This window comes from Stenotrophomonas sp. EMP41, assembly GCF_047495535.1.
GTDB classification, from domain to species: domain Bacteria; phylum Pseudomonadota; class Gammaproteobacteria; order Xanthomonadales; family Xanthomonadaceae; genus Stenotrophomonas; species Stenotrophomonas sepilia.
This window is the reverse complement of record NZ_CP179923.1, coordinates 3,507,396-3,525,789: the sequence shown is the minus strand read 5'-3', so window position 1 is coordinate 3,525,789 and position 18,394 is coordinate 3,507,396. Positions and strand designations below refer to the sequence as shown.

At 68.1% G+C, this 18,394-nt stretch carries 19 protein-coding genes and 2 riboswitches; of the genes, 12 read left to right on the top strand and 7 right to left on the bottom strand.

All coding sequences use genetic code 11. From position 1 onward, the window contains the following. Positions 1-34 precede the first annotated feature (34 nt). The 3 genes from ACMGRF_RS16180 to ACMGRF_RS16170 all read left to right on the top strand — a co-directional run bounded on the left by ACMGRF_RS16180 (position 35) and on the right by ACMGRF_RS16170 (position 2,088). Complete coding sequence (locus ACMGRF_RS16180; RefSeq protein ID WP_049411852.1) at positions 35-373, top strand: DUF6616 family protein; 339 nt, start codon at positions 35-37, stop codon at positions 371-373. An 89-nt stretch (positions 374-462) separates the two neighbouring features. Next, the gene (locus ACMGRF_RS16175) at positions 463-720 is read left to right on the top strand and encodes a hypothetical protein (RefSeq protein ID WP_049411856.1); all 258 of its coding nucleotides are present in this window, start codon (positions 463-465) and stop codon (positions 718-720) included. Between the two features lie 294 nt (positions 721-1,014). Then, complete coding sequence (locus ACMGRF_RS16170; RefSeq protein WP_065186318.1) at positions 1,015-2,088, top strand: 3-deoxy-7-phosphoheptulonate synthase; 1,074 nt, start codon at positions 1,015-1,017, stop codon at positions 2,086-2,088. A 192-nt stretch (positions 2,089-2,280) separates the two neighbouring features. Here the strand turns inward: ACMGRF_RS16170 and ACMGRF_RS16165 are convergent, their stop codons facing one another. Then, positions 2,281-2,898 (bottom strand): trimeric intracellular cation channel family protein, encoded by a 618-nt coding sequence (locus ACMGRF_RS16165; protein WP_033835258.1) that lies wholly within the window; start codon positions 2,896-2,898, stop codon positions 2,281-2,283. A gap of 84 nt (positions 2,899-2,982) precedes the next feature. Then, positions 2,983-3,086: riboswitch (glycine riboswitch) on the bottom strand. Positions 3,087-3,099: 13 nt separating this feature from the next. Beyond that, positions 3,100-3,189, bottom strand: a riboswitch (glycine riboswitch). Positions 3,190-3,229: 40 nt separating this feature from the next. Between ACMGRF_RS16165 and ACMGRF_RS16160 the strand changes: the two genes are divergently transcribed. Together ACMGRF_RS16160 and ACMGRF_RS16155 are read left to right on the top strand one after the other, a co-directional pair. Beyond that, positions 3,230-3,505 carry a GIY-YIG nuclease family protein gene (locus tag ACMGRF_RS16160; RefSeq protein WP_049411861.1) on the top strand — a complete coding sequence of 92 codons (276 nt, stop codon included), beginning with the start codon at positions 3,230-3,232 and terminating at the stop codon, positions 3,503-3,505. Positions 3,506-3,686: 181 nt separating this feature from the next. After that, the gene (locus ACMGRF_RS16155; protein ID WP_414485386.1) at positions 3,687-4,142 is read left to right on the top strand and encodes a hypothetical protein; all 456 of its coding nucleotides are present in this window, start codon (positions 3,687-3,689) and stop codon (positions 4,140-4,142) included. Positions 4,143-4,222: 80 nt separating this feature from the next. On the opposite strand, the gene ACMGRF_RS16150 is transcribed toward ACMGRF_RS16155, so the two are convergent. Beyond that, on the bottom strand, positions 4,223-5,503 hold the full coding sequence (locus ACMGRF_RS16150) for an NAD(P)/FAD-dependent oxidoreductase (protein ID WP_049411866.1): 1,281 nt from the start codon (positions 5,501-5,503) through the stop codon (positions 4,223-4,225). 123 nt (positions 5,504-5,626) lie between these two features. On the opposite strand from ACMGRF_RS16150, the gene ACMGRF_RS16145 reads away from it, so the two are divergent. Together ACMGRF_RS16145 and ACMGRF_RS16140 are read left to right on the top strand one after the other, a co-directional pair. Next, complete coding sequence (locus ACMGRF_RS16145) at positions 5,627-6,406, top strand: NYN domain-containing protein (RefSeq protein ID WP_414485385.1); 780 nt, start codon at positions 5,627-5,629, stop codon at positions 6,404-6,406. Positions 6,407-6,538: 132 nt separating this feature from the next. Beyond that, complete coding sequence (locus ACMGRF_RS16140; RefSeq protein WP_049411872.1) at positions 6,539-7,159, top strand: glutathione S-transferase family protein; 621 nt, start codon at positions 6,539-6,541, stop codon at positions 7,157-7,159. Between the two features lie 49 nt (positions 7,160-7,208). Here the strand turns inward: ACMGRF_RS16140 and ACMGRF_RS16135 are convergent, their stop codons facing one another. Further along, a complete protein-coding gene (locus tag ACMGRF_RS16135; protein ID WP_099494904.1) occupies positions 7,209-9,386 on the bottom strand; it encodes a primosomal protein N' in 2,178 nt (725 codons plus the stop codon). A gap of 413 nt (positions 9,387-9,799) precedes the next feature. Here ACMGRF_RS16135 and ACMGRF_RS16130 point away from each other — a divergent pair, with 413 nt between their 5' ends. From ACMGRF_RS16130 to sppA, 4 genes are all read left to right on the top strand, one after another. Continuing rightward, positions 9,800-10,804, top strand: coding sequence for a hypothetical protein (locus tag ACMGRF_RS16130; protein ID WP_180880627.1), 1,005 nt, complete (start codon positions 9,800-9,802; stop codon positions 10,802-10,804). Next, positions 10,797-11,378, top strand: a complete 582-nt coding sequence (locus tag ACMGRF_RS16125; protein WP_180880628.1) for a DUF3106 domain-containing protein — start codon at positions 10,797-10,799, stop codon at positions 11,376-11,378. The genes ACMGRF_RS16130 and ACMGRF_RS16125 overlap by 8 nt, the downstream gene beginning before the upstream one ends. Before the next feature lie 223 nt (positions 11,379-11,601). Next, positions 11,602-12,966, top strand: coding sequence for an MATE family efflux transporter (locus ACMGRF_RS16120; protein ID WP_005419642.1), 1,365 nt, complete (start codon positions 11,602-11,604; stop codon positions 12,964-12,966). Between the two features lie 115 nt (positions 12,967-13,081). Next, positions 13,082-15,004, top strand: coding sequence for a signal peptide peptidase SppA (gene sppA / locus ACMGRF_RS16115; RefSeq protein WP_049438506.1), 1,923 nt, complete (start codon positions 13,082-13,084; stop codon positions 15,002-15,004). A 125-nt stretch (positions 15,005-15,129) separates the two neighbouring features. Here sppA and ACMGRF_RS16110 read toward each other — a convergent pair whose 3' ends face one another. After that, positions 15,130-15,342, bottom strand: a complete 213-nt coding sequence (locus tag ACMGRF_RS16110; protein ID WP_049411884.1) for a hypothetical protein — start codon at positions 15,340-15,342, stop codon at positions 15,130-15,132. Between the two features lie 111 nt (positions 15,343-15,453). On the opposite strand from ACMGRF_RS16110, the gene ACMGRF_RS16105 reads away from it, so the two are divergent. Then, on the top strand, positions 15,454-16,230 hold the full coding sequence (locus tag ACMGRF_RS16105) for an SDR family oxidoreductase (RefSeq protein ID WP_014038643.1): 777 nt from the start codon (positions 15,454-15,456) through the stop codon (positions 16,228-16,230). Between the two features lie 93 nt (positions 16,231-16,323). Here ACMGRF_RS16105 and ACMGRF_RS16100 read toward each other — a convergent pair whose 3' ends face one another. Genes ACMGRF_RS16100 through ACMGRF_RS16090 form a run of 3 tightly spaced genes read right to left on the bottom strand, consistent with a single transcriptional unit; the run spans position 16,324 to position 18,392 of the window. Further along, a complete protein-coding gene (locus tag ACMGRF_RS16100; protein ID WP_049438507.1) occupies positions 16,324-17,034 on the bottom strand; it encodes a hypothetical protein in 711 nt (236 codons plus the stop codon). 34 nt (positions 17,035-17,068) lie between these two features. Beyond that, entirely contained in the window at positions 17,069-17,758 is a 690-nt protein-coding gene (locus ACMGRF_RS16095; protein WP_049438508.1) for a hypothetical protein, read from the bottom strand. 43 nt (positions 17,759-17,801) lie between these two features. Continuing rightward, complete coding sequence (locus ACMGRF_RS16090) at positions 17,802-18,392, bottom strand: Sua5/YciO/YrdC/YwlC family protein (RefSeq protein WP_099494890.1); 591 nt, start codon at positions 18,390-18,392, stop codon at positions 17,802-17,804. Between the last annotated feature and the right edge of the window lie 2 nt (positions 18,393-18,394).

Below are 18,394 nucleotides of genomic sequence, written 5' to 3'. Positions count from 1 at the left end.
CCGGCAATCTCATCAACCTCAAGGAAGACCTTCCATGTCCCACACCCTCATCGAGCTCTACACCGCCACCCCGGCCTGGACCGCGCTCCCGCCTGACCAACGCACCGCCTTCTTCGCCCGCATCGGTGCTGGCATGCGGCAGTTCGATCCGGTCCGCATCACACCGCTGGCGATGGGCCGCATTGCCACGGGCGTACAGCACGGCAGCGATGAGCAGTTCTATGCGGTCTGGCGCTGTGCAAGCCGCGCGGACGCCGACGCCCTGGTGGCCGGCATTGCCGCCACCGGTTGGCATCAGTACTTCACCACCACCAACGCCTTGGGCGCGGACGAGGGGATGGTCCAGCACCTGGCCGATCTGGCCGCCTTGTAGCGGCAACCCGGACGCGCATGGCACATGCGCCTGTCACCCGGACGCGGTAAACAGGACATTGCCCATGTCCATCCGCAGGGAAGTCGATCATGCAGAGCACGCTCCAGGTAACGCTGTACGGCCCGCAGGGCGATACGCCGGCACTGCAGCTGCCGCAGATGGAAGGGCCCTCGGTGGCCATCCCCGAAGCGGTACTGCGCCGGCTGGTGTCCGATCTCTACACCGCCCGTTCCCTGCTCAATCCCGAGCAGCTGGACGAGGCCCGGCAGGAGCTGGACCGCGTGCTGGAGCGCTGGGCCGACATCCACGAAGGCCTGCTGCTGGACGTGGAAGTGCATGGCAGATGAGCGACGTTGCACGGCGGCCGCCGCGTGGGCTGCGCGGGCAGGCGCATCGCTGAACCGCGCCCCAGTTGCGGATGAAACATTTTGCACTGCGCAAAAGCTGTGCTATCAATAGATCCCATGAACGCAGCCGCTACCCGCTTTTACTGGTATTACTTTCCGAAGCCACTGGCGGAGGAAGGACTGCGCTCACCCTGAAGAAAGCTTCAGACGCATTCCCGAAAGCCGCCAGCGAACCTGGCGGCTTTTTTCATGCCGCCACGCTGGGGACCCCCAACGTTCCGGAGATCTCCTGCAATGCCCCCGCACACCGACGACCTGCGTATCCGCACCATCGAACCGCTGACACCGCCTGCCCAGCTGCTGGCGATGCTGCCCTGTGACGATGAAGCTTCCGACACCGTCAGCGCCTCGCGCGCGGCCCTGCACCAGATCCTGCACGGCCGCGACGATCGCCTGGCGGTGGTGGTGGGCCCGTGCTCGATCCACGACCCGAAGGCCGCCATCGAGTACGCCCAGCGCCTGAAGCCGCTGCGCGATGCGCTGGCTGGCGAGCTGGAAATCGTCATGCGCGTGTACTTCGAGAAGCCGCGCACCACGGTGGGCTGGAAGGGCCTGATCAACGACCCGGACCTGGACGGCAGCTTCAGGATCGACAAGGGCTTGCGCATTGCTCGCGGCCTGCTGCGCGACATCAACAAGCTCGGCCTGCCGGCCGGTGTTGAATTCCTCGATGTGATCTCGCCGCAGTACATCGCCGATCTGGTGGCCTGGGGCGCCATTGGTGCGCGCACCACCGAAAGCCAGGTGCACCGCGAACTGGCTTCGGGGCTGTCGTGCCCGGTCGGCTTCAAGAACGGCACCGATGGCAACGTGAAGATCGCCGCCGACGCGGTGGGTGCGGCATCCAACCCGCATCATTTCCTGTCGGTCACCAAGCAGGGCGGCACTGCCATCGTGTCGACCACCGGCAACCCGGATTGCCATGTGATCCTGCGCGGTGGCAAGCAACCGAACTACGACGCTGGCAGCGTGGCTGAGGCCTGCCAGGTGCTGGCCAAGGCCAAGCTGCCGGCGCGACTGATGATCGACGCCAGCCATGCCAACAGCCTGAAGAACCCGGAGAACCAGCCGAAGGTGATCGACGACATCGCCGCTCAGATGGAAGACGGCGAACAGCGCATCGTCGGCGTGATGATCGAGAGCCATCTGGTCGGTGGCCGCCAGGAACTGGTGGAAGGCCAGCCGCTGGTCTACGGGCAGAGCATCACCGATGGCTGCATCGACTGGGACACCACCGTGACGGTGCTGGAGCGATTGGCTGCGGCCGTGCGTGCCCGTCGCGACGTAAAGGTGTCCGAAGCCGCTTGAGTGCGGCACGTGTGTGGATGGCGGCCAGCGCCTGCGGGGGTGCGGCCGCGATCAGGGCCGGCCGGAGTTGGAGACCGGCCCGTCCGCACCGGCGATGCGCCTGGCGCTGCGCATGAGCGACAGCGCCAGGTACATCGCCGGGGTGGTGCAGTCGATCAGCGCCCAGCATGGAACCCCAGGCGAACGCGAACCTCAATGCACTTCGTCGTGGTACACGAACTTCGGCATTTCCCAGCGGTAGTGGATCGCCAGCAGGCGCAGCGCGAAGCCGCCGCCCAGGCAGCACAGGATCGCGGTGGCATCGGCCACGCCCCAGTGCAGCAGCAACAGGTAGGCCGCGCCGGTCAGCAGCGCGATGATCGCGTACAGCTCCTTCTGGAAGATCAGCGGCACCTCGTTGCAGAGGATGTCGCGCAGCACGCCGCCGAACGCGCCGGTCAGCATGCCGGCGATCAGCACGATCGGCATCGCATGTCCGGCTTCGCGTGCGATCGAACAGCCGATCAGGGTGAAGGCGATCAGGCCCAGCCCGTCGAGCACCAGAAAGGTGCGGCGGAAGTGGTGCATCCAGCGTGCGACCCAGGTGGCGATCAGCGCCGCGCACACGGTAAAGCCGAGGTACTCGGGATGTTTGACCCAGCCCAGCGGATAGTGGCCAAGCAGGATGTCGCGCAGTGATCCACCACCGAGGGCGGTGACGCAGGCGATCATGACCACGCCGAACAGGTCCATGCGGCGGCGGCCGGCGGCCAGTGCGCCGGTCATGGCTTCGGCGGAAATGGCAATCAGGTAGATGATGGACAGCAGCATGGGACAGGCTCCGGGCGCGGTGGGGCCGGCCATGCGCGACGACCGCCACTGCCTGCGCAATGACGGGATGACGATGACCGGTGCCGCTCCCGCTGTCCTTTTGCCTGAGAGTTCAGCGGCGTCGGCCGCGTGCCCCTTCGGCGGATCGTCCCGGGCGTGCCCGGTGACCTCTCTCCAGCTCGGCGAGTCGAATGCATGGTTGGTGGGATTCCAGCCCACCGGCCTGAGCGATCATGGGAGCCTGCGCCTTCGGCGGGCGCCAGCGCGGCGCCTCTCTCCTGCATTCGGGCGCCAGTATATCCGCTGCAGTGCAGCACGGCATAATCCAGGCATGGCCCCGTCCCTCCGCCCGTGGTTCCTGTATCTGCTCGAATGCCGCGATGGCAGCTATTACGCCGGCATCAGCACCGACGTGGACGCGCGTTTCGCCGCCCACCAGGCCGGCAAGGGCGCGCGCTACACCCGGGCCCGGCCACCGCTGCGCGTGCTGGCCGTGCGCGAATACCCGGACCGGGCCGCCGCCTCGCGGGCCGAATGGCAGCTCAAGCAGCAGCCGCGCGAGCGCAAGCTGGCCTGGCTGCAGGCGCCGGATTCCAGCCTTCTGTAGAGCTGGGCCCACGCTCGGCTCCGGGTTCTGTAGATTCACGCCATGCGTGGATGGGCTGCCGGGCCATGCGATGATCGCTCCGCGCCAAGCGCTGGAGACCCGGATGTCCACCTTTGCTTTTCAGCACGACCGTCGGTCATTGTCGTCGCTGTGGTACCCGAAACCGAAGGCGCCGTGAACGATGCGCGCCGCCGGCAAAGCATGGATCTCCGTCGTCGTGCTGGTCGCCGGCATCGCGCTGTTGCCTGGCCTGCTGTACCTGCTCGGGCTGGCATTGGCAGGCGGTCGGCCGAAGCCGGCCGACCGTGTGCCCAGTGGTGTGGCTGCGTGCAGCAGTGAGCCACGGGCGGGATACCAACCGATGAATCCCTGGCGTTTCGCCGCGCAGTTCTTCGACAAGGACGTGATGAAGAAGAAGGTGCCGGAAGTGGAGCGGGAGGCCTTCTGGATTGCCCGACGCCACCTGTGGCGGCAACCACAGCGCGGCATGCCGCGCTGGCATCTCAGCAGTACCGCATTGACGATCTGGATCACCCGGCATTGGAGTGCCGCGCAGATTGCCGACACCGCGAGGAAGGAGGACTTCTGCCGGACCTGGTCGAAACGGCGGGTGCCCGGTGGCCCGATGAACCGGTAGATCCACGCCATGCGTGGAGGGTGTTGACGGGGTCAGAGTCCTTTCCTGCGGAAAGGGATCCGACCCCGTTGCGTGCAGTCCTACCGTCTCGGCCGCCGGTCTTCCTGATCATCACCGAAGATGATGCGCGCGCTGCGTTGGTAGCTCCAGTACGCCACGGCCCAGTTCAGCAGCACCACGATGCGGTTGCGGAAACCGATCAGGAAGAACACGTGCGCGGCCAGCCAGAACCACCACGCCAGCACGCCCGACAGCTGCAGTCGGCCCAGGTGCACGATCGCGGCCATGCGGCCGATGGTGGCCAGGTTGCCGTAGTCCGCGTACTTGAACGGACCGGGCTCGGGTGTGCCGTGCAGCCGTGCGCGGATCACCTTGGCCACGTATTTGCCCATCTGCTTGGCGGCCGGTGCCACACCGGGGACCGGCTTGCCGTCGGCCTGGCTCAGCGCGGCCAGGTCGCCGGCCACGAACAGCTCCGGGTGATCGGGCAAGGTCAGGTCCGGTTGCACCGGCACGCGTCCGGCGCGGTCCAGCGGCACGTCCAGCGTGCGCGCCAGCGGTGAAGCGGCCACGCCGGCGGCCCAGACCACGGTGCGCGCCGGTACGAACTGGTCACCGAGCGTGAAACCCTGGCTGTCGATGTTGCTCACCGGGGTACCGGTCAGCACTTCCACGCCCAGCTTTTCCAGTTGGCGGCGCGCCTTCAGCGAAAGCACATCCGGGAACGAGGACAGCACGCGCGGCCCAGCCTCGACCAGCCGCACCTTGGCGCTGGCCGGGTCGATGTGGCGGAATTCGTTGCGCAGCGTGTGGCGCGCGATCTCGGCCAGGGTGCCGGCCAGTTCGACACCGGTGGGACCACCACCGACGATGGCGAAACTCAGCCACGCCGCTTTCTTCGCCGGGTCCGGTTCGGCCTCGGCGCGTTCGAACGCCAGCAGCAGCTTGCGGCGCAGCGCGATGGCATCGTCCAGCGTCTTCAGGCCGGGCGCATCATCGGCCCACTGATCGTTGCCGAAGTAGGCGTGGGTGGCGCCGGTGGCCAGCAGCAGGCTGTCGTAGTCCAGCGTGCTGCCATCGGCCATGCGGATCTGCCGCGCCTGCTTGTCGATGGCCACCACTTCGCCGAGGCGGACTTCCACATTGCGCTGGTGGCCGAGGATGTGGCGCAGCGGTGCGGCGATATCCGGCGCGGACAGGCCGGCGGTGGCCACCTGGTACAGCAGCGGCTGGAACAGGTGATGGTTGCGGCGATCGACCAGGGTGATGCGTATGCGCTCGCGGGCCAGGGCACGGGTGGCCCAGAGACCGGCAAAACCGCCGCCGACAACGACCAGGTGGGGAACGCGCTCGCGACTCATCGACTCACTCCAGTGGGGGCATCGGGGGAAGCGCCTGGCATCTTCGCACGGCGGCCACCTGTCACGTCAGCGCCTGCCCGGATCGGCGATACTCGGGTTCAGGCAACGGCCCGTGAGGAGCCCATGAGCGAACCGGAAAAGCGCATCGCCCTGTTGATCGACGCCGACAATGCGCCGGCCTCGAAGATCGACGAGGTCCTGGCGGAAGTCGCCCGCTACGGCGTGGCCAACGTGCGCCGTGCCTACGGCAACTGGAAGAGCCCGCGACTGAAGGGGTGGGAAGCGGTGCTGCATGAGTATGCGATCCGCCCGATCCAGCAGTTCGCCTACAGCAAGGGCAAGAACGCTTCGGACATGGCGATGGTGATCGATGCCATGGACCTGCTGTACGCGCGCAACCTTGATGGCTTCGCCATCGTCTCCAGCGATGCGGACTTCACCCCGATGGTGATGCGCCTGCTGACCGATGGCGTGAAGGTATATGGCTTCGGCGAGAAGAAGACGCCCGAGCCGTTCGTCAATGCGTGCTCGAAGTTCACCTACCTGGAGGCACTGGGCCAGACCCATGCCAGCGTGCCGGATGCCGAGCAGGCGTCCAGCGAGCAGGCTTCGAACGAGCCGGTGGCCAACGACGATTCGCGTCCGCGCAAGAGCGGTGCGGAGATGCGCAGCGACACGCGGCTGGTGAAGATGCTGCGCCGTGCGGTGTCCGCGGCCGAGGGCGAGGATGGCTGGTCGCACCTCGGCCCGGTTGGCAGCCAGATCGGCAACCAGGCCTCGTTCGATCCGCGCAACTATGGGTATGGGAAGCTCAGCGACCTGCTGGCAGCGACCGGCCTGTTCGAACTGAAGAAAGACGGCAAGTCGTCCTACGTGCGCGCGCTGCCAAAAAAGAACCGGTAGTGCCAAAAAAGAACCGGTAGTGCCGGCCGCTGGCCGGCAAGTCCCAGGCGCCCGATCCCGCATCCGGCACGCACATCTCCACTCCGATCAGGCGTATCGTTGCCGCTCGCATTGCCAGCAAAGGAAACCCGCATGTTGAAGATCTGGGGCCGCCGCAATTCCAGCAACGTCCGCAAGGTGCTGTGGTGTGCCGAGGAAATCGGCCTGCCGTACGAATCCATCGAGGTCGGCGGCAGCCACGGCGGCACGCAGACGCCGGAGTACCAGGCGATGAATCCCAACGGCCTGGTGCCGGTGATCGAAGACCACGGCCTGCCGCTGTGGGAATCGAACGCCATCGTGCGCTACCTGAGCGCGCGCTATGCGCTGGGCACGCTGTACGCCGAGGACCCGATGGAACGCGCCCAGGCCGAGAAGTGGATGGACTGGAGCACTTCGCGCATGGCACCGCTGTACAGCGACCTGGTCTGGGGCATCATGCGCACCGCGCCGGCCGACCGCGACGAAGCGCGCATCAGTGCCGCCATCGTGCGCGCCGGTGACTACCTGGCGATGGCCGACGCTACCCTGGCCAGGCAGCCGTGGCTGTCGGGCGAGAAGTTCGCGATGGGCGACATCCCGCTGGGCTCGCTGGTCTACGCCTGGTACGAGCTGCCGATCCAGCGGCCGGAGCTTCCGCACCTGGCGGATTGGTATGCGCGCCTGCGCGAGCGGCCGGCCTACCAGCGCGGCGTGATGTCGCCGCTGACGTAAGCGAAGGCGTTCGGGGGCGGATCCCACCCGGCGGGTGGGCTCTGACCCCTCAATACAGATCCGTCGGATCCACATCCAGCGACCAGCGCACCTTGCGGGCTTCCGGCAGCGCATACAGCTGCGGTACCAGTTGCGAAAGCACGCCATGCAGGGGCGGCCGCTGCGGCGCCGACAGCAGCAGCTGCGTGCGCTGGTAGCCGGCGCGGCGTGGCATCGGGGCTGGCATCGGCCCGTAGGCCTCGACCACGTCCTGCTCGCCCAGCAGCTGCCGCGCGGCCAGCAGGAATGCATTGGCATGCTCCACCTGCTGCGCTTCAGCACGCATCAGCGCCAGATGCGCGAATGGCGGGAACCCGGCCGCCTGGCGCTGGTTCAACTCGGCCTGCGCAAACGGGTGGTAGCCACCGCTGACCAGGGTTTCCAGCAGCGGGTGACCAGGGTGATGGGTCTGCAGCCAGACCTCGCCGGGGTCACGTGCACGTCCGGCACGACCGGCCACCTGGATCAGCTGCTGCGCCAGCTTCTCGCTGGCGCGGAAGTCGGCGGAGAACAGGCCTTCGTCGATGCCGACCACCACCACCAGGGTCAGCTTCGGCAGGTCGTGGCCCTTGGCCAGGATCTGCGTGCCGACCAGGATGCCGGGCTGGTCGCCCAGTTTCGCCAGCTGCTGTTCCAGCGCGTCGCGTCGCGAGGTGGTGCCGCGGTCGATGCGCACCACCGGGAAGTCGGCGAAGGCGGCGGTGAGGTGTTCTTCCAGGCGTTCGGTGCCGATACCCTGCGGCTGCAGTGCCAGGCTGCCGCAGGCCGGGCACGCCAACGGCGCCGGTTGGCGCGCGCCACAGTGGTGGCATTGCAGGCGCCGGCCGCCGCCATGCACGGTCATCGGCGCATCGCAGCGCTGGCACGGCGCGGTCCAGCCGCAGTCGTGGCACAGCAGCACCGGTGCGTAGCCGCGGCGGTTCTTGAACACCAGCACCTGCTGGCCGCGCTGCAGGTGCTCGCCGATGCCGGCCAGCACGTCGGCCGAGAGGCCGTCGTGCAAGGGTCGTTTGCGCACATCGAGGATGCGCACGCGCGGTGGCCGTGCATCGCCGGCACGTTGCTTCAGGCGCAGGTGGGTGTAGCGGCCTGCATAGGCGTTGTGCAGGGTTTCCAGCGAGGGCGTGGCGCTGCCGAGCAGTACCGGAATGCCCAGCGCCTTGGCCCGGACCAGAGCGAAATCGCGCGCGTGATAACGGATGCCGTCCTGCTGCTTGTAGCTGCCGTCGTGTTCCTCGTCGACGATCAACAGGCCGGCCTGCGGCAACGGCGTGAACACCGCCGAGCGGGTGCCGACGATGACCCGTGCTTCGCCACGTGAGGCGGCCGCCCAGACGCGCGCGCGCTCGTTGTCATTCAACCCCGAATGCAAGGCGTGCACGGCGATGCCGAGACGACCGCGGAAACGTGCCAGGGTCTGCGGGGTCAGGCCGATTTCCGGCACCAGCACCAGCGCCTGTCTGCCCTGCGCCAGGCAGTGGATGATCGCCTGCAGGTAGACCTCGGTCTTGCCGCTGCCGGTCACGCCATCCAGCAGGAACGGCTGGAAGCCGTCGGCAGCGTTGATCGCCGCCGCCGCCCCGGCCTGGTCCGGGTTGAGCGTGGGGCCGGGCAGTGGCTGTGCATGCTGGGGGGCCACGCTCAATGCAACGCGCTCGGCCAGCGCGCGCTTGGCCAGGCTGCGTGCAGCGATGCGCCAGTCGGCCATGCGTTCGCCGAGCACGTCCTCATCCACGATCGCCCCGGCCAGCAGCTCGGCCAGTTGCCGCGGACGGCTGCCGGCGCGCAGCTTTTCACGCTGGGCGTGGCCTTCGGTGGTCAGCTGCCAACCCCAGTGGTGTGTGTCGGGCAGGACCTCGCCATGGCGCAGCGGGCCGGGCAGGGCGGTGCTCAGCACCTCGCCCAGTGGCGCATGGGTGTAGCGCGCCAGCCACTGCAGGCTCTGCCAGAGTTCGCCCTGCAGCAGCGGCTGCAGGTCGCACCAGGCCAGCGCCTGGCGCAGTCCCTGGCCGTCGTCGGTCTGGCCGTGGCCGGCCACCACGCCGACCAGCTCGCGGTTGCCGAACGGCACCTTCAGGCGGCAACCGACTGCGGCCGTGGGGCCATCGCCCTCCGGCGACAGGTAGTCGAACAGGCGCGGCAGCGGGACGGGCAGGGCGACCTGCAGGGTCGGAATGGGTGAAAGCATCGGGCCAGTGTAACGGGCCATGCGCGCTGGAATGGCAGGGGGCAGACGTGCCCGGGCGACGACCGTTGAATCATAAATGTCACCTAAATATCGGTGTCCATTGGAGATTCAGTCTTATCCACATGTTCTGTGGATAACGTTGTGCGTTACCGGTCGACGGGAACCCAGGAGGCCGATGGCGACGAGCTCACGCTTGGGTTGGTCAAAAAATCGCCACACTTCAAAGTCATTCAAAATCAACGACTTGAGTGTGAAACATTGCTGAAACAGAGTGAATTCAGCTGCATGCCGCAGTTTCCCGCGCGGGGAGCGTGGTGCTGTGCACAACCTGCAGCACGAAGTGCCTGTGGGCGCAAGTCCTACGGGTGCCGATGGGCTGCCGCTATCATGCCGGCAGACCTTTGGAGTGACCGATGACGGCTGTGCCCGCCCCTGTTTCCTCGACCGCGGCCGGCGCGCTGTCGGCGTTCCTGCGTGGCGTCGAGCGCCGCGCCCTGGTGGTGGCTGAACTGCAGTGCGGCGATGCCGCGCGTGCCGAGCAGACCCTGGTGGCGGTGATGCGCGCGTTTGCGGCGGTCGCCAGCGACCTGCCGATGGCGCAATGGCCGACCCGCTTCTGGACCCTGCTGGGCCAGCGCCAGGCGCTGCGCGAGCCGGCGGGCGGGCAGTGGGCGCCGTCGTTGGCCGCGTTGGGCGCGACGCCGCCACTTCCACGACTGGCGCTGCTGCTGCGGGTGGGCGGCAGCCTCGACGAGGGCATTGCCATGCGCGTGCTCGACCAGGACGAGGCCGGCTACCAGCACCTGCTGGCCGATGCCTGCCCGCGTGATGCCCAGGGCCGGCCCGATGCCGCGGCCTGGCGCCAGTTGGCCGAGCAGGTACAGGCCCGTGTCCGTGACCTGCCGGCCGCGCGCCTGCAGCAACTGCAGCAGCCGGCCGCACCCACCACCCACAATGAAGCACCGGCCTCCAGCTGGCGCGCTCCTCAGCGCGACGAGCGGGCCACTGCCAACGCCAAGCGCCGTCGGGCGAGTGCCAAGCCGCGCTGGCGCGGTCCGCTGATCCTGCTGGTGACCGTGGCGGTACTGCTGGCCGCGGCGCTGGGTTGGCGCCACCTGCAGGGACATTCGTTCGGCAGCGATGCACCCTTGCCGGAGGGCGTGGTGGCCGAAGCCGGTCCGGTGACCGTGGAAGCCCTGCCACCGAGCAAGGTCGACGCCGCACCGGACGCGGGCCAGGCGCAAGCCAATGATGACGCAGCGATGCTGGCAGATCGCGACTACCCGCTGGTCGCCGATGCCGATCTGTACGCGTGGACTGCCGCGGGCGGCCCGCTGCCGGTGGATGAATCGCAAGCCAAGCCGAGTCGGCCGGAGCCGGCCAGTGCCACGCTGGAAACTGCTGCCGCCGATGAATAAGTCCGTGTTCGCCAGCCTGCTGCTGGCCCTGCCGCTGTCGCTGTCCGCCGCACCGCAGCCGTTGAGCGTGCCGTTGCCGCCACCGGTTGCGGGCAGTTCGCCGGCCACGCCGGCGTCGGCCGCTGCAACAGCACCTGCGGAGTTCGCCCAGCTGGATGCGCAGCAGCAGCGACAGCGCCGTGCCGACTACGCCGCCTGGCGCGCATTGCCGGAAGCAGAGCGCGAGCGCATCCGTCAGGCGGCTGCGCGCTTTGATTCGCTGCCGGCCGATCAACAGCAGCGCATGCGGCAGCAGTTCCAGGCGCAGGATCAGGCGTTCCGCGACGGATGGCGGCTGGGCCCGCAGCTGGGCCTGGAATTCCCCAAGCTGCACGGACTGTTCGGATTCGTTCCACCGGCGCAACGCGAGACCGCGCTGGCCGTGCTGCGCCAACTCAGCCCGGCGCAGCTGGCCCAGCTGACCCTGGTCGCGCAGCGCACGCCGCCGCAGGAACGCGACACGGTGCGCAGCGCCTTCCTCGCCGTGCCCGCCGCCGAGCGCGACAGCTGGCTGAAGCGTCAGGCCGGCCAGTAAAAAAGGGGACGGGTAAAAAAGGGGACGGGGGGAATTAAGTCGCATCCGGCACAAACGGGCCTGAAACGACTTAATTCCCTCCGTCCCCTTTTTGTGTTGGGCGGCTGGAACCCAGCATTCACGCCGTGTCATGGGAATACCCGCGCTGCGCGCGTAAGATGACCGGCCGCAAACCCGGTGCCTGTGCCCTTCGCGCGCAACCGTAGTTCGCGTCAAGCACCTTATGTCTACTGCAACCTCCACGCCGCGCTTCAGCAAGGAAGTCGGCGCCACCGGTCTGCTCGCCCTGCCGCTTGTGCTGGGCCACGTATCCACCGGTCTGATCTCCTTCGTCGACAACGTGATTGCCGGCCACCACGCTACGGCGACCCTTGCCGCAGTCACCATCGGTACGGCGCTGTTGTGGCTGCCGATGTTGATTCCGATCGGCACCCTGATCTCGCTCACCGCTTCGGTGTCGCAGCTGCACGGCGCCGGCCGCGAGCGCGAGATCGGCCCGCTGTTCCGCCAGGCACTGTGGCTGGCGCTGGGGCTGGGGCTGATCATGTTCACCTTCCTCACCGTGGTGCCGCCGCTGCTGCCGGCCTTCGGCATCGCGCCGGACATCGTGCCGGGGGCGACCGCGTTCCTGCATGCGGTGCGCTGGGGCGGACCTGCGCTGACCCTGTACTTCTGCATGCGCTACCTGAGCGAAGGCATGCACTGGACGTTGCCGACCATGCTGCTCGGCTTCGGCGGCCTGCTGGTGCTGGCGCCAATGGGCTACGTGCTGGCCAACGGCAAGCTCGGCTTCCCGGAACTGGGGGCGGAAGGCCTGGGCATCGCTTCGGCGGTGATGATGTGGCTGCAGGCCACGGCGTTTGCCCTGTACCTGTGGCGCACCAAGCGCTTTGCCCACCTGCAGCTGTTCTCGCACTTCGAAGGGCCGCGCTGGAAGGCGATCTGGGAGCTGCTGCGCACCGGCCTGCCGATCGGCATCACCGTGCTGATGGAAGGCGGTCTGTTCATCGTCACCGCCTTGCTGATCGGCCGCCTGGGTGCCAATGAAGCGGCGGCTCACCAGATCGCGATCAACGTCGCGCAGCTGTGCTTCATGATCCCGATGGGCGTGGCCGAGGCCACTACCGTGCGTGTCGGCCATGCGGTCGGCCGTGGTGACGGCTTCGGCGTGCGGCGTGCGGCCTGGGCCGGTTACGCGATCATCATGGGCACGCAGACGCTGTCGGCGGCGGTGCTGCTGTTCGGCCACGACGCCATCGTCGGCGTGTACACCAACGACCTGGCGGTGGCCGGGCTGGCCTCGACCCTGCTGCTGTACGCGGCCACCTTCCAGTTCCCGGACGGCATCCAGGTACTGTCGGCCGGTGCGCTGCGCGGGCTGAAGGACACCCGCGTGCCGATGTTCATCGCCATGTTCGCGTACTGGGGCCTGGGCATGCCGCTCGGCGCCGGGCTCGGCCTGGGGCTGGGCATGGGCCCGCAGGGCATGTGGATCGGCCTGATCGTCGGCCTGACCGCCGCTGCGATCCTGATGGGCTGGCGCCTGCGCCGCAGCAGCCAGCGCATCGGGCAGTCCGCGCTGTCCTGATCTTCCTGCCCGCCACGTTCACCCGTGACGGGCGATCCCCTGACTTGTGTCCGATGCTGCATCACGCGGCACCGGCTATGCTGGTACCACGGCAAGAAGCCATCCGGAGCGTTCCATGAATCAACCCGTGCCCCCGCTGCCCCCGGCGCGTCGCAACCCCGTCGCCAGTTTCTTCATTGGGCTGTGGGACGTCATGAACTTCACCCGCCGGTTGATCCTCAACCTGGTGTTCTTCGGCCTGCTGTTCCTGCTGCTGGTGATGTTCGTCATCGCCGCCGGCATGGGCGCCGGTGCCAGCAAGTCGCTGCAGGACCGCACCACCCTGGTGATCGCGCCGGAAGGCCGCCTGGTCGAGCAGTTCAGTGCCGATCCGGTCAGCCGCGCGCTGGCCAAGGCGGTGGGTGACAACGGTGCCGAGGAAATCCAGCTGCGCGATCTGCTGCGGGTGATCGAGTCGGCCAAGGACGACAAGAAGATCGAGCGCGTGGTGCTGGAGCTGGACAAGCTGCAGCCGTCCGGGTTCGCTTCGCTGCGTGAAGTGGCCGCCGCGCTGCAGGATCTGCGCGCCTCCGGCAAGCAGCTGGTGGCCTACAGCGAGAGCATGGGCCAGTCGCAGTACCTGCTGGCCGCGCAGGCCGACGAGGTCTACCTGGACCCGATGGGTTCGGTCGTGCTCGAAGGCCTGGGCCGCTATCGCCAGTACTTCCGCGCCGGCCTGCAGGACAAGCTGGGCGTGGACGTGCACCTGTTCAAGGTGGGCGAGTACAAGTCCGCGGCCGAACCGTACGTGCTCGACGCCGCGTCGCCGGCCTCCAAGGAAGCCGACCTGTTCTGGATGAACGACGTGTGGCAGCGCTACCTGGGTGACATCGCCAAGGCCCGCCGCCTGGATCCGGCACAGCTGGCCGCCGGCATCGACACGCTGCCGGAAGGCATCGCCGCCGCCGGTGGCGACCTGGCCAAGTTCGCGCTGCAGCAGAAGCTGGTGACCGCGCTGAAGACCCGCGAGGAATTCGAGGATCTGATGATCGAGCGCGGCGTGGCCGACGAGGATGCCGACGGTGGTTTCCGCAACGTCGACTTCGGCCGCTACCTGGCCCTGCTCGACGCGCGCCGCAACCCGGTGGACTCGCGTCCGCAGGTGGCCGTGGTGGTGGCTGCCGGCGAAATCAGTGGCGGTGACCTGCCGGCCGGCCGCATCGGTGGCGAGTCGACCTCGGCGCTGCTGCGTGCCGCGCGCGACGACGACAACGTGAAGTCGGTGGTGCTGCGGGTGGATTCGCCGGGCGGTGAAGTGTTCGCCTCCGAGCAGATCCGTCGTGAAGTGGTAGCCCTGCAGGCTGCCGGCAAGCCGGTGGTGGTGTCGATGGGCGACCTGGCTGCCTCCGGTGGCTACTGGATCAGCATGAATGCCGATCGCATCTATGCCGATCCGTCGACCATCACCGGTTCGATCGGCATCTTCGGCATGGTGCCGAACTTCAGCCGCGCGCTGGACAAGATCGGCGTGCATACCGATGGTGTCGGCACCACCCGTTTCGCGGGTGCCTTCGATGTCACCCGTCCGATGGATCCGGCGGTGGGCCAGGTCATCCAGACGGTGATCAACAAGGGTTACGCCGACTTCACCGGTCGCGTCGCCGACGCCCGCAAGAAGCCGGTCGAGGCCGTCGACGAGGTGGCCCGTGGCCGCGTGTGGAGCGGTGCGCAGGCCAAGGAACGCGGCCTGGTCGATGCCTTCGGTGGCCTGAAGGATGCCGTGGCCGATGCAGCCAGCCGGGCCAAGCTGGGCAAGGCGGACGCTTACCGCGTGCGCTACATCGAGAAGGCAGCCACGCCGTTCGCACAGTTCGTCAGCGGTTTCGCCGGCAGCCGCGCCGGTGCCTGGATGCTGTCCGATTCGGGCATGGCGCGGATGATGCTGGCACGCACGATGCCCGAAGTGGATACGCAGCTGCGCTTTGTCGAGAACGCGGCCCGTGAGAAGGGCAATGGCGCACCGGTGAAGGCGCTTGCTTACTGCTTCTGCGGGTTCTGACGGAAGCCATCCACGCAGATCGTGGAACTACTGGACAGCGAAACGCCCGGCCTTGGCCGGGCGTTCTCGTTCATGGGGTTGGATCCCTTGGCTTCGCAAAGGGCTCTGACCCCATGGGCCACTCGTCATTGCGCCGCGTCGGCCTCGGCCTTGCGCTCGCGTGCGGCGGCTTCATCCACGGCCTTCTGCGCGCCCTTGGCGCGGTCCAGCGGCTCCTGCATCGCACGCGACATCGCTTTGGGTACCGGTGGCTTCTCCGGGTTCGGCGTCGGAGGACGCTGGCAGGCCACCAGCAGCACGATGGCCAGCAGGGACAAGGACAGGATCAGGATGCGCATGGCGGTACTCCGCGGTGGGCGTTCGCGCAGTGTCGCATCTCCGGCAACGCCCTGCCGTGAGCGCGTATCCTTGCGGCATCGAAACACAGCGGGCGCGGCCCCGGAGGACACATGACCCAGCAACGGTGGCGCCTGGACGGCCAGACTGCCCTGATTACGGGCGCCAGCGCCGGCATTGGCCTGGCCATCGCGCACGAACTGGCCGGCCTCGGCGCCGACCTGATGATCGTGGGCCGTGACATCGATATGCTGGAGACGGCGCGCGACGAACTGCTGGACGTGTATCCGCAGCACCAGGTGCACGCCCTGGCTGCCGATGTCTCCGATGACGAGGACCGCCGGCAGATCCTGGACTGGGTGGAGGACCACAGCGATGGCCTGCACATCCTGGTCAACAACGCCGGTGGCAACGTCACCAAGGCGGCCACGGAGTATTCCGAGGATGAATGGCGCAAGATCTTCGAGACCAACCTGTTCTCGGCCTTCGAGCTGTCGCGCTACGCGCATCCGCTGTTGGCACGGCATGCGTCGTCGTCCATCGTCAACGTCGGCAGCGTGTCCGGCCTGACCCATGTGCGCAGTGGCGTGGTCTATGGCATGACCAAGGCCGCGATGCACCAGATGACCCGCAACCTGGCCGTCGAGTGGGCGGAGGATGGCATCCGGGTCAACGCGGTGGCGCCCTGGTACATCCGCACGCGGCGCACGTCCGGCCCGTTGTCGGACCCGGACTACTACGAAGAAGTCATCAATCGCACGCCGATGCGTCGTATCGGCGAGCCGGAGGAAGTGGCTGCTGCGGTAGGCTTCCTGTGCCTGCCGGCGGCCAGCTACGTCACCGGCGAGTGCATCGCAGTGGATGGCGGCTTCCTGCGCTACGGGTTCTGATCTTCCGGTGGTCGTGCCGGCCGCTGGCCGGCAACTGGAATCATTTGAAGATCCTGCGATTGCCGGCCAGCGGCCGGCACTACCGCATGGCAGTCACCCCGGTACCGGGCAGTTGCTGGCCTCCAGCACGCCCTGCAACCGTTCGCGTTCCGCCCGGGCGTTGTCGCGGTTCTCCGGTGAGGCGAACCGCTCGCGGCCACGTGCGTCGCGGAAGCGTTGCTGCCAGCTGCTGCAGCGCTGCGCGTCCGGCAGTTCCTCGCAGCGGTCGCGCACCACTTCGCAGCCTGCAGCATTGACCGGTGTGGCGCCGCCCAGGCCCTGCACGGTCATCAGTTCGCAGCGGCCGGGGGCAGCTTCGTATTCGTGCAGGTAGCCACCGCCCTGGCTGTCGGTGCACTGGAAGATGGGCGGCAGCGGCGGCTTCGGTGGCGCATTGCTGTCCGGCGCGGCATCGGCCTGGCGTGGCAGCGATGCACTGTCGAGTATCAGATCGCCGCCTTCGCGTTCGACCATGCCGGCTTCCATGATCGTGCGTCCTTCGCCGGGGCGGCGGGGGCTGGGCGCGGAAGCCGGCGGCGTACCCGCCGCCGCCGGTGCGGGTGGCGACGGCACAGGGGCCGGCGTGGGCGACGCACTGGCAGCGGCCGGAATCCGCACCACCTGCTGCTTGTTGCCGGCTGGGCAGGGCGTACGTTGCAGGGTGGGCACATCGCTGTTGCTGGAGGTGCAGCGGTAGATCAGCCCGTCGTCGGCCACTGCGTTGCCGGCGAACAGGCCCAGGGCCAGCCAGATCAGGTTCTTCATGCGCACAGCGTACATGCCACGGCAGGCGCTGCGCTCAGCGTTCGCAGTCGCGCGACAGGCGCGCATCGATGCCACGCTGTTCGTTGCTGATGGCGGTGCGTTCACTCTGCAGCGCGCTGTTGTAGCGGCGGTCCAGTTCCCAGCGGCGGTCGCGCAGGCGCGCGCAGACTTCCTGTGGCGGCAGCGCATGGCAGCTGTCGCGGACCAGCACGCTGCCGGCCGGAACCTGCACACCGACACCCACCGCTGGCGGCCGGTAGCCGGTTCCTTCACCGATGGGGGGGCCGACCGGCGTGCCGAAGGCCGGGCGCGGGCCGGGATGGACCGGGCCGTGGTGCCCATGCGGGAGCCAGACGCTGGTCCACAATGGCACCCAGCGCGGATTGCCCTCGTTGTTGTCGCTGGTGTAGCGACGACCGTCGTCGCTTACGCACTCGTACAACGGTTGTGGTGGCTGGAGGTAGACGTGGCGGACCTCACGATCACGCATCACCGGAACCTCGTCCGGCCGGGCGGGTGCCGCGTCGCTGCGCACCACCCGGGGCGCCGGATCGCGCGGGCGCTGCAGGTCACGCACTTCCTGCCGGCCACTGCTGCACGGCTTGTCCTGCAGGGCCACGGCGCCGTTGCTGGCGACACAGCGGTACACGCGCACGTCCTCGGCGGCGGGTGCGGTCCATGGCAGCAACAGGCACAGGCCCAGGGCGGTGCGCAGCAGGTTCATGGCGGCAGGGTGCGTGATTGTCCGCGGTAGTGCAATCGTCGGTTCAGGAGCGCAGCACGTTGCCGCTGAGCGCGTCGCGGATCGGGGTTGGCTGGGCCAGGCCGCCGGTCTCGCCGTCGAGGAGGCCATCGAGCAGGCGCAGCAGGCGCGGATCGAGCTCGGCACGGCTGCGGGCCGGTGGTTCACCGGCCAGGTTGGCGCTGGTGGAGACCAGCGGGCCACCCCAGGCGCGGCACAGGGCGGCGACCAGCGGGTGGGCGCTGATGCGCACCGCGATACCGCTGTGTTCGCCGGTGACCCAGGGCTGCGCGTGCGGACCGGCCGGCAGGATCCAGGTGTTGGCGCCCGGCCAGCTGGCCAGCACCGCGCGCTGGCGGGCGTCGGGCAATGCCTGCAGGCGGACCCAGCCCTCCAGTTGCGACAGTTCGGCGGCGACCAGGATCATGCCCTTTTCGATCGGGCGCTGCTTCAGCCGCAGCACCGCGTGCACCGCGGCTTCATGTGACGGATCGCAGCCCAGGCCCCAGACCGCTTCGGTCGGATAGGCGATCACGCCACCGGCGCGGAGCGTGGCGACAGCAGAGTTCAGGGTGAGTTCTTTCATGACGGCGACCAGCCCGGCGTGGGCCTCCATTA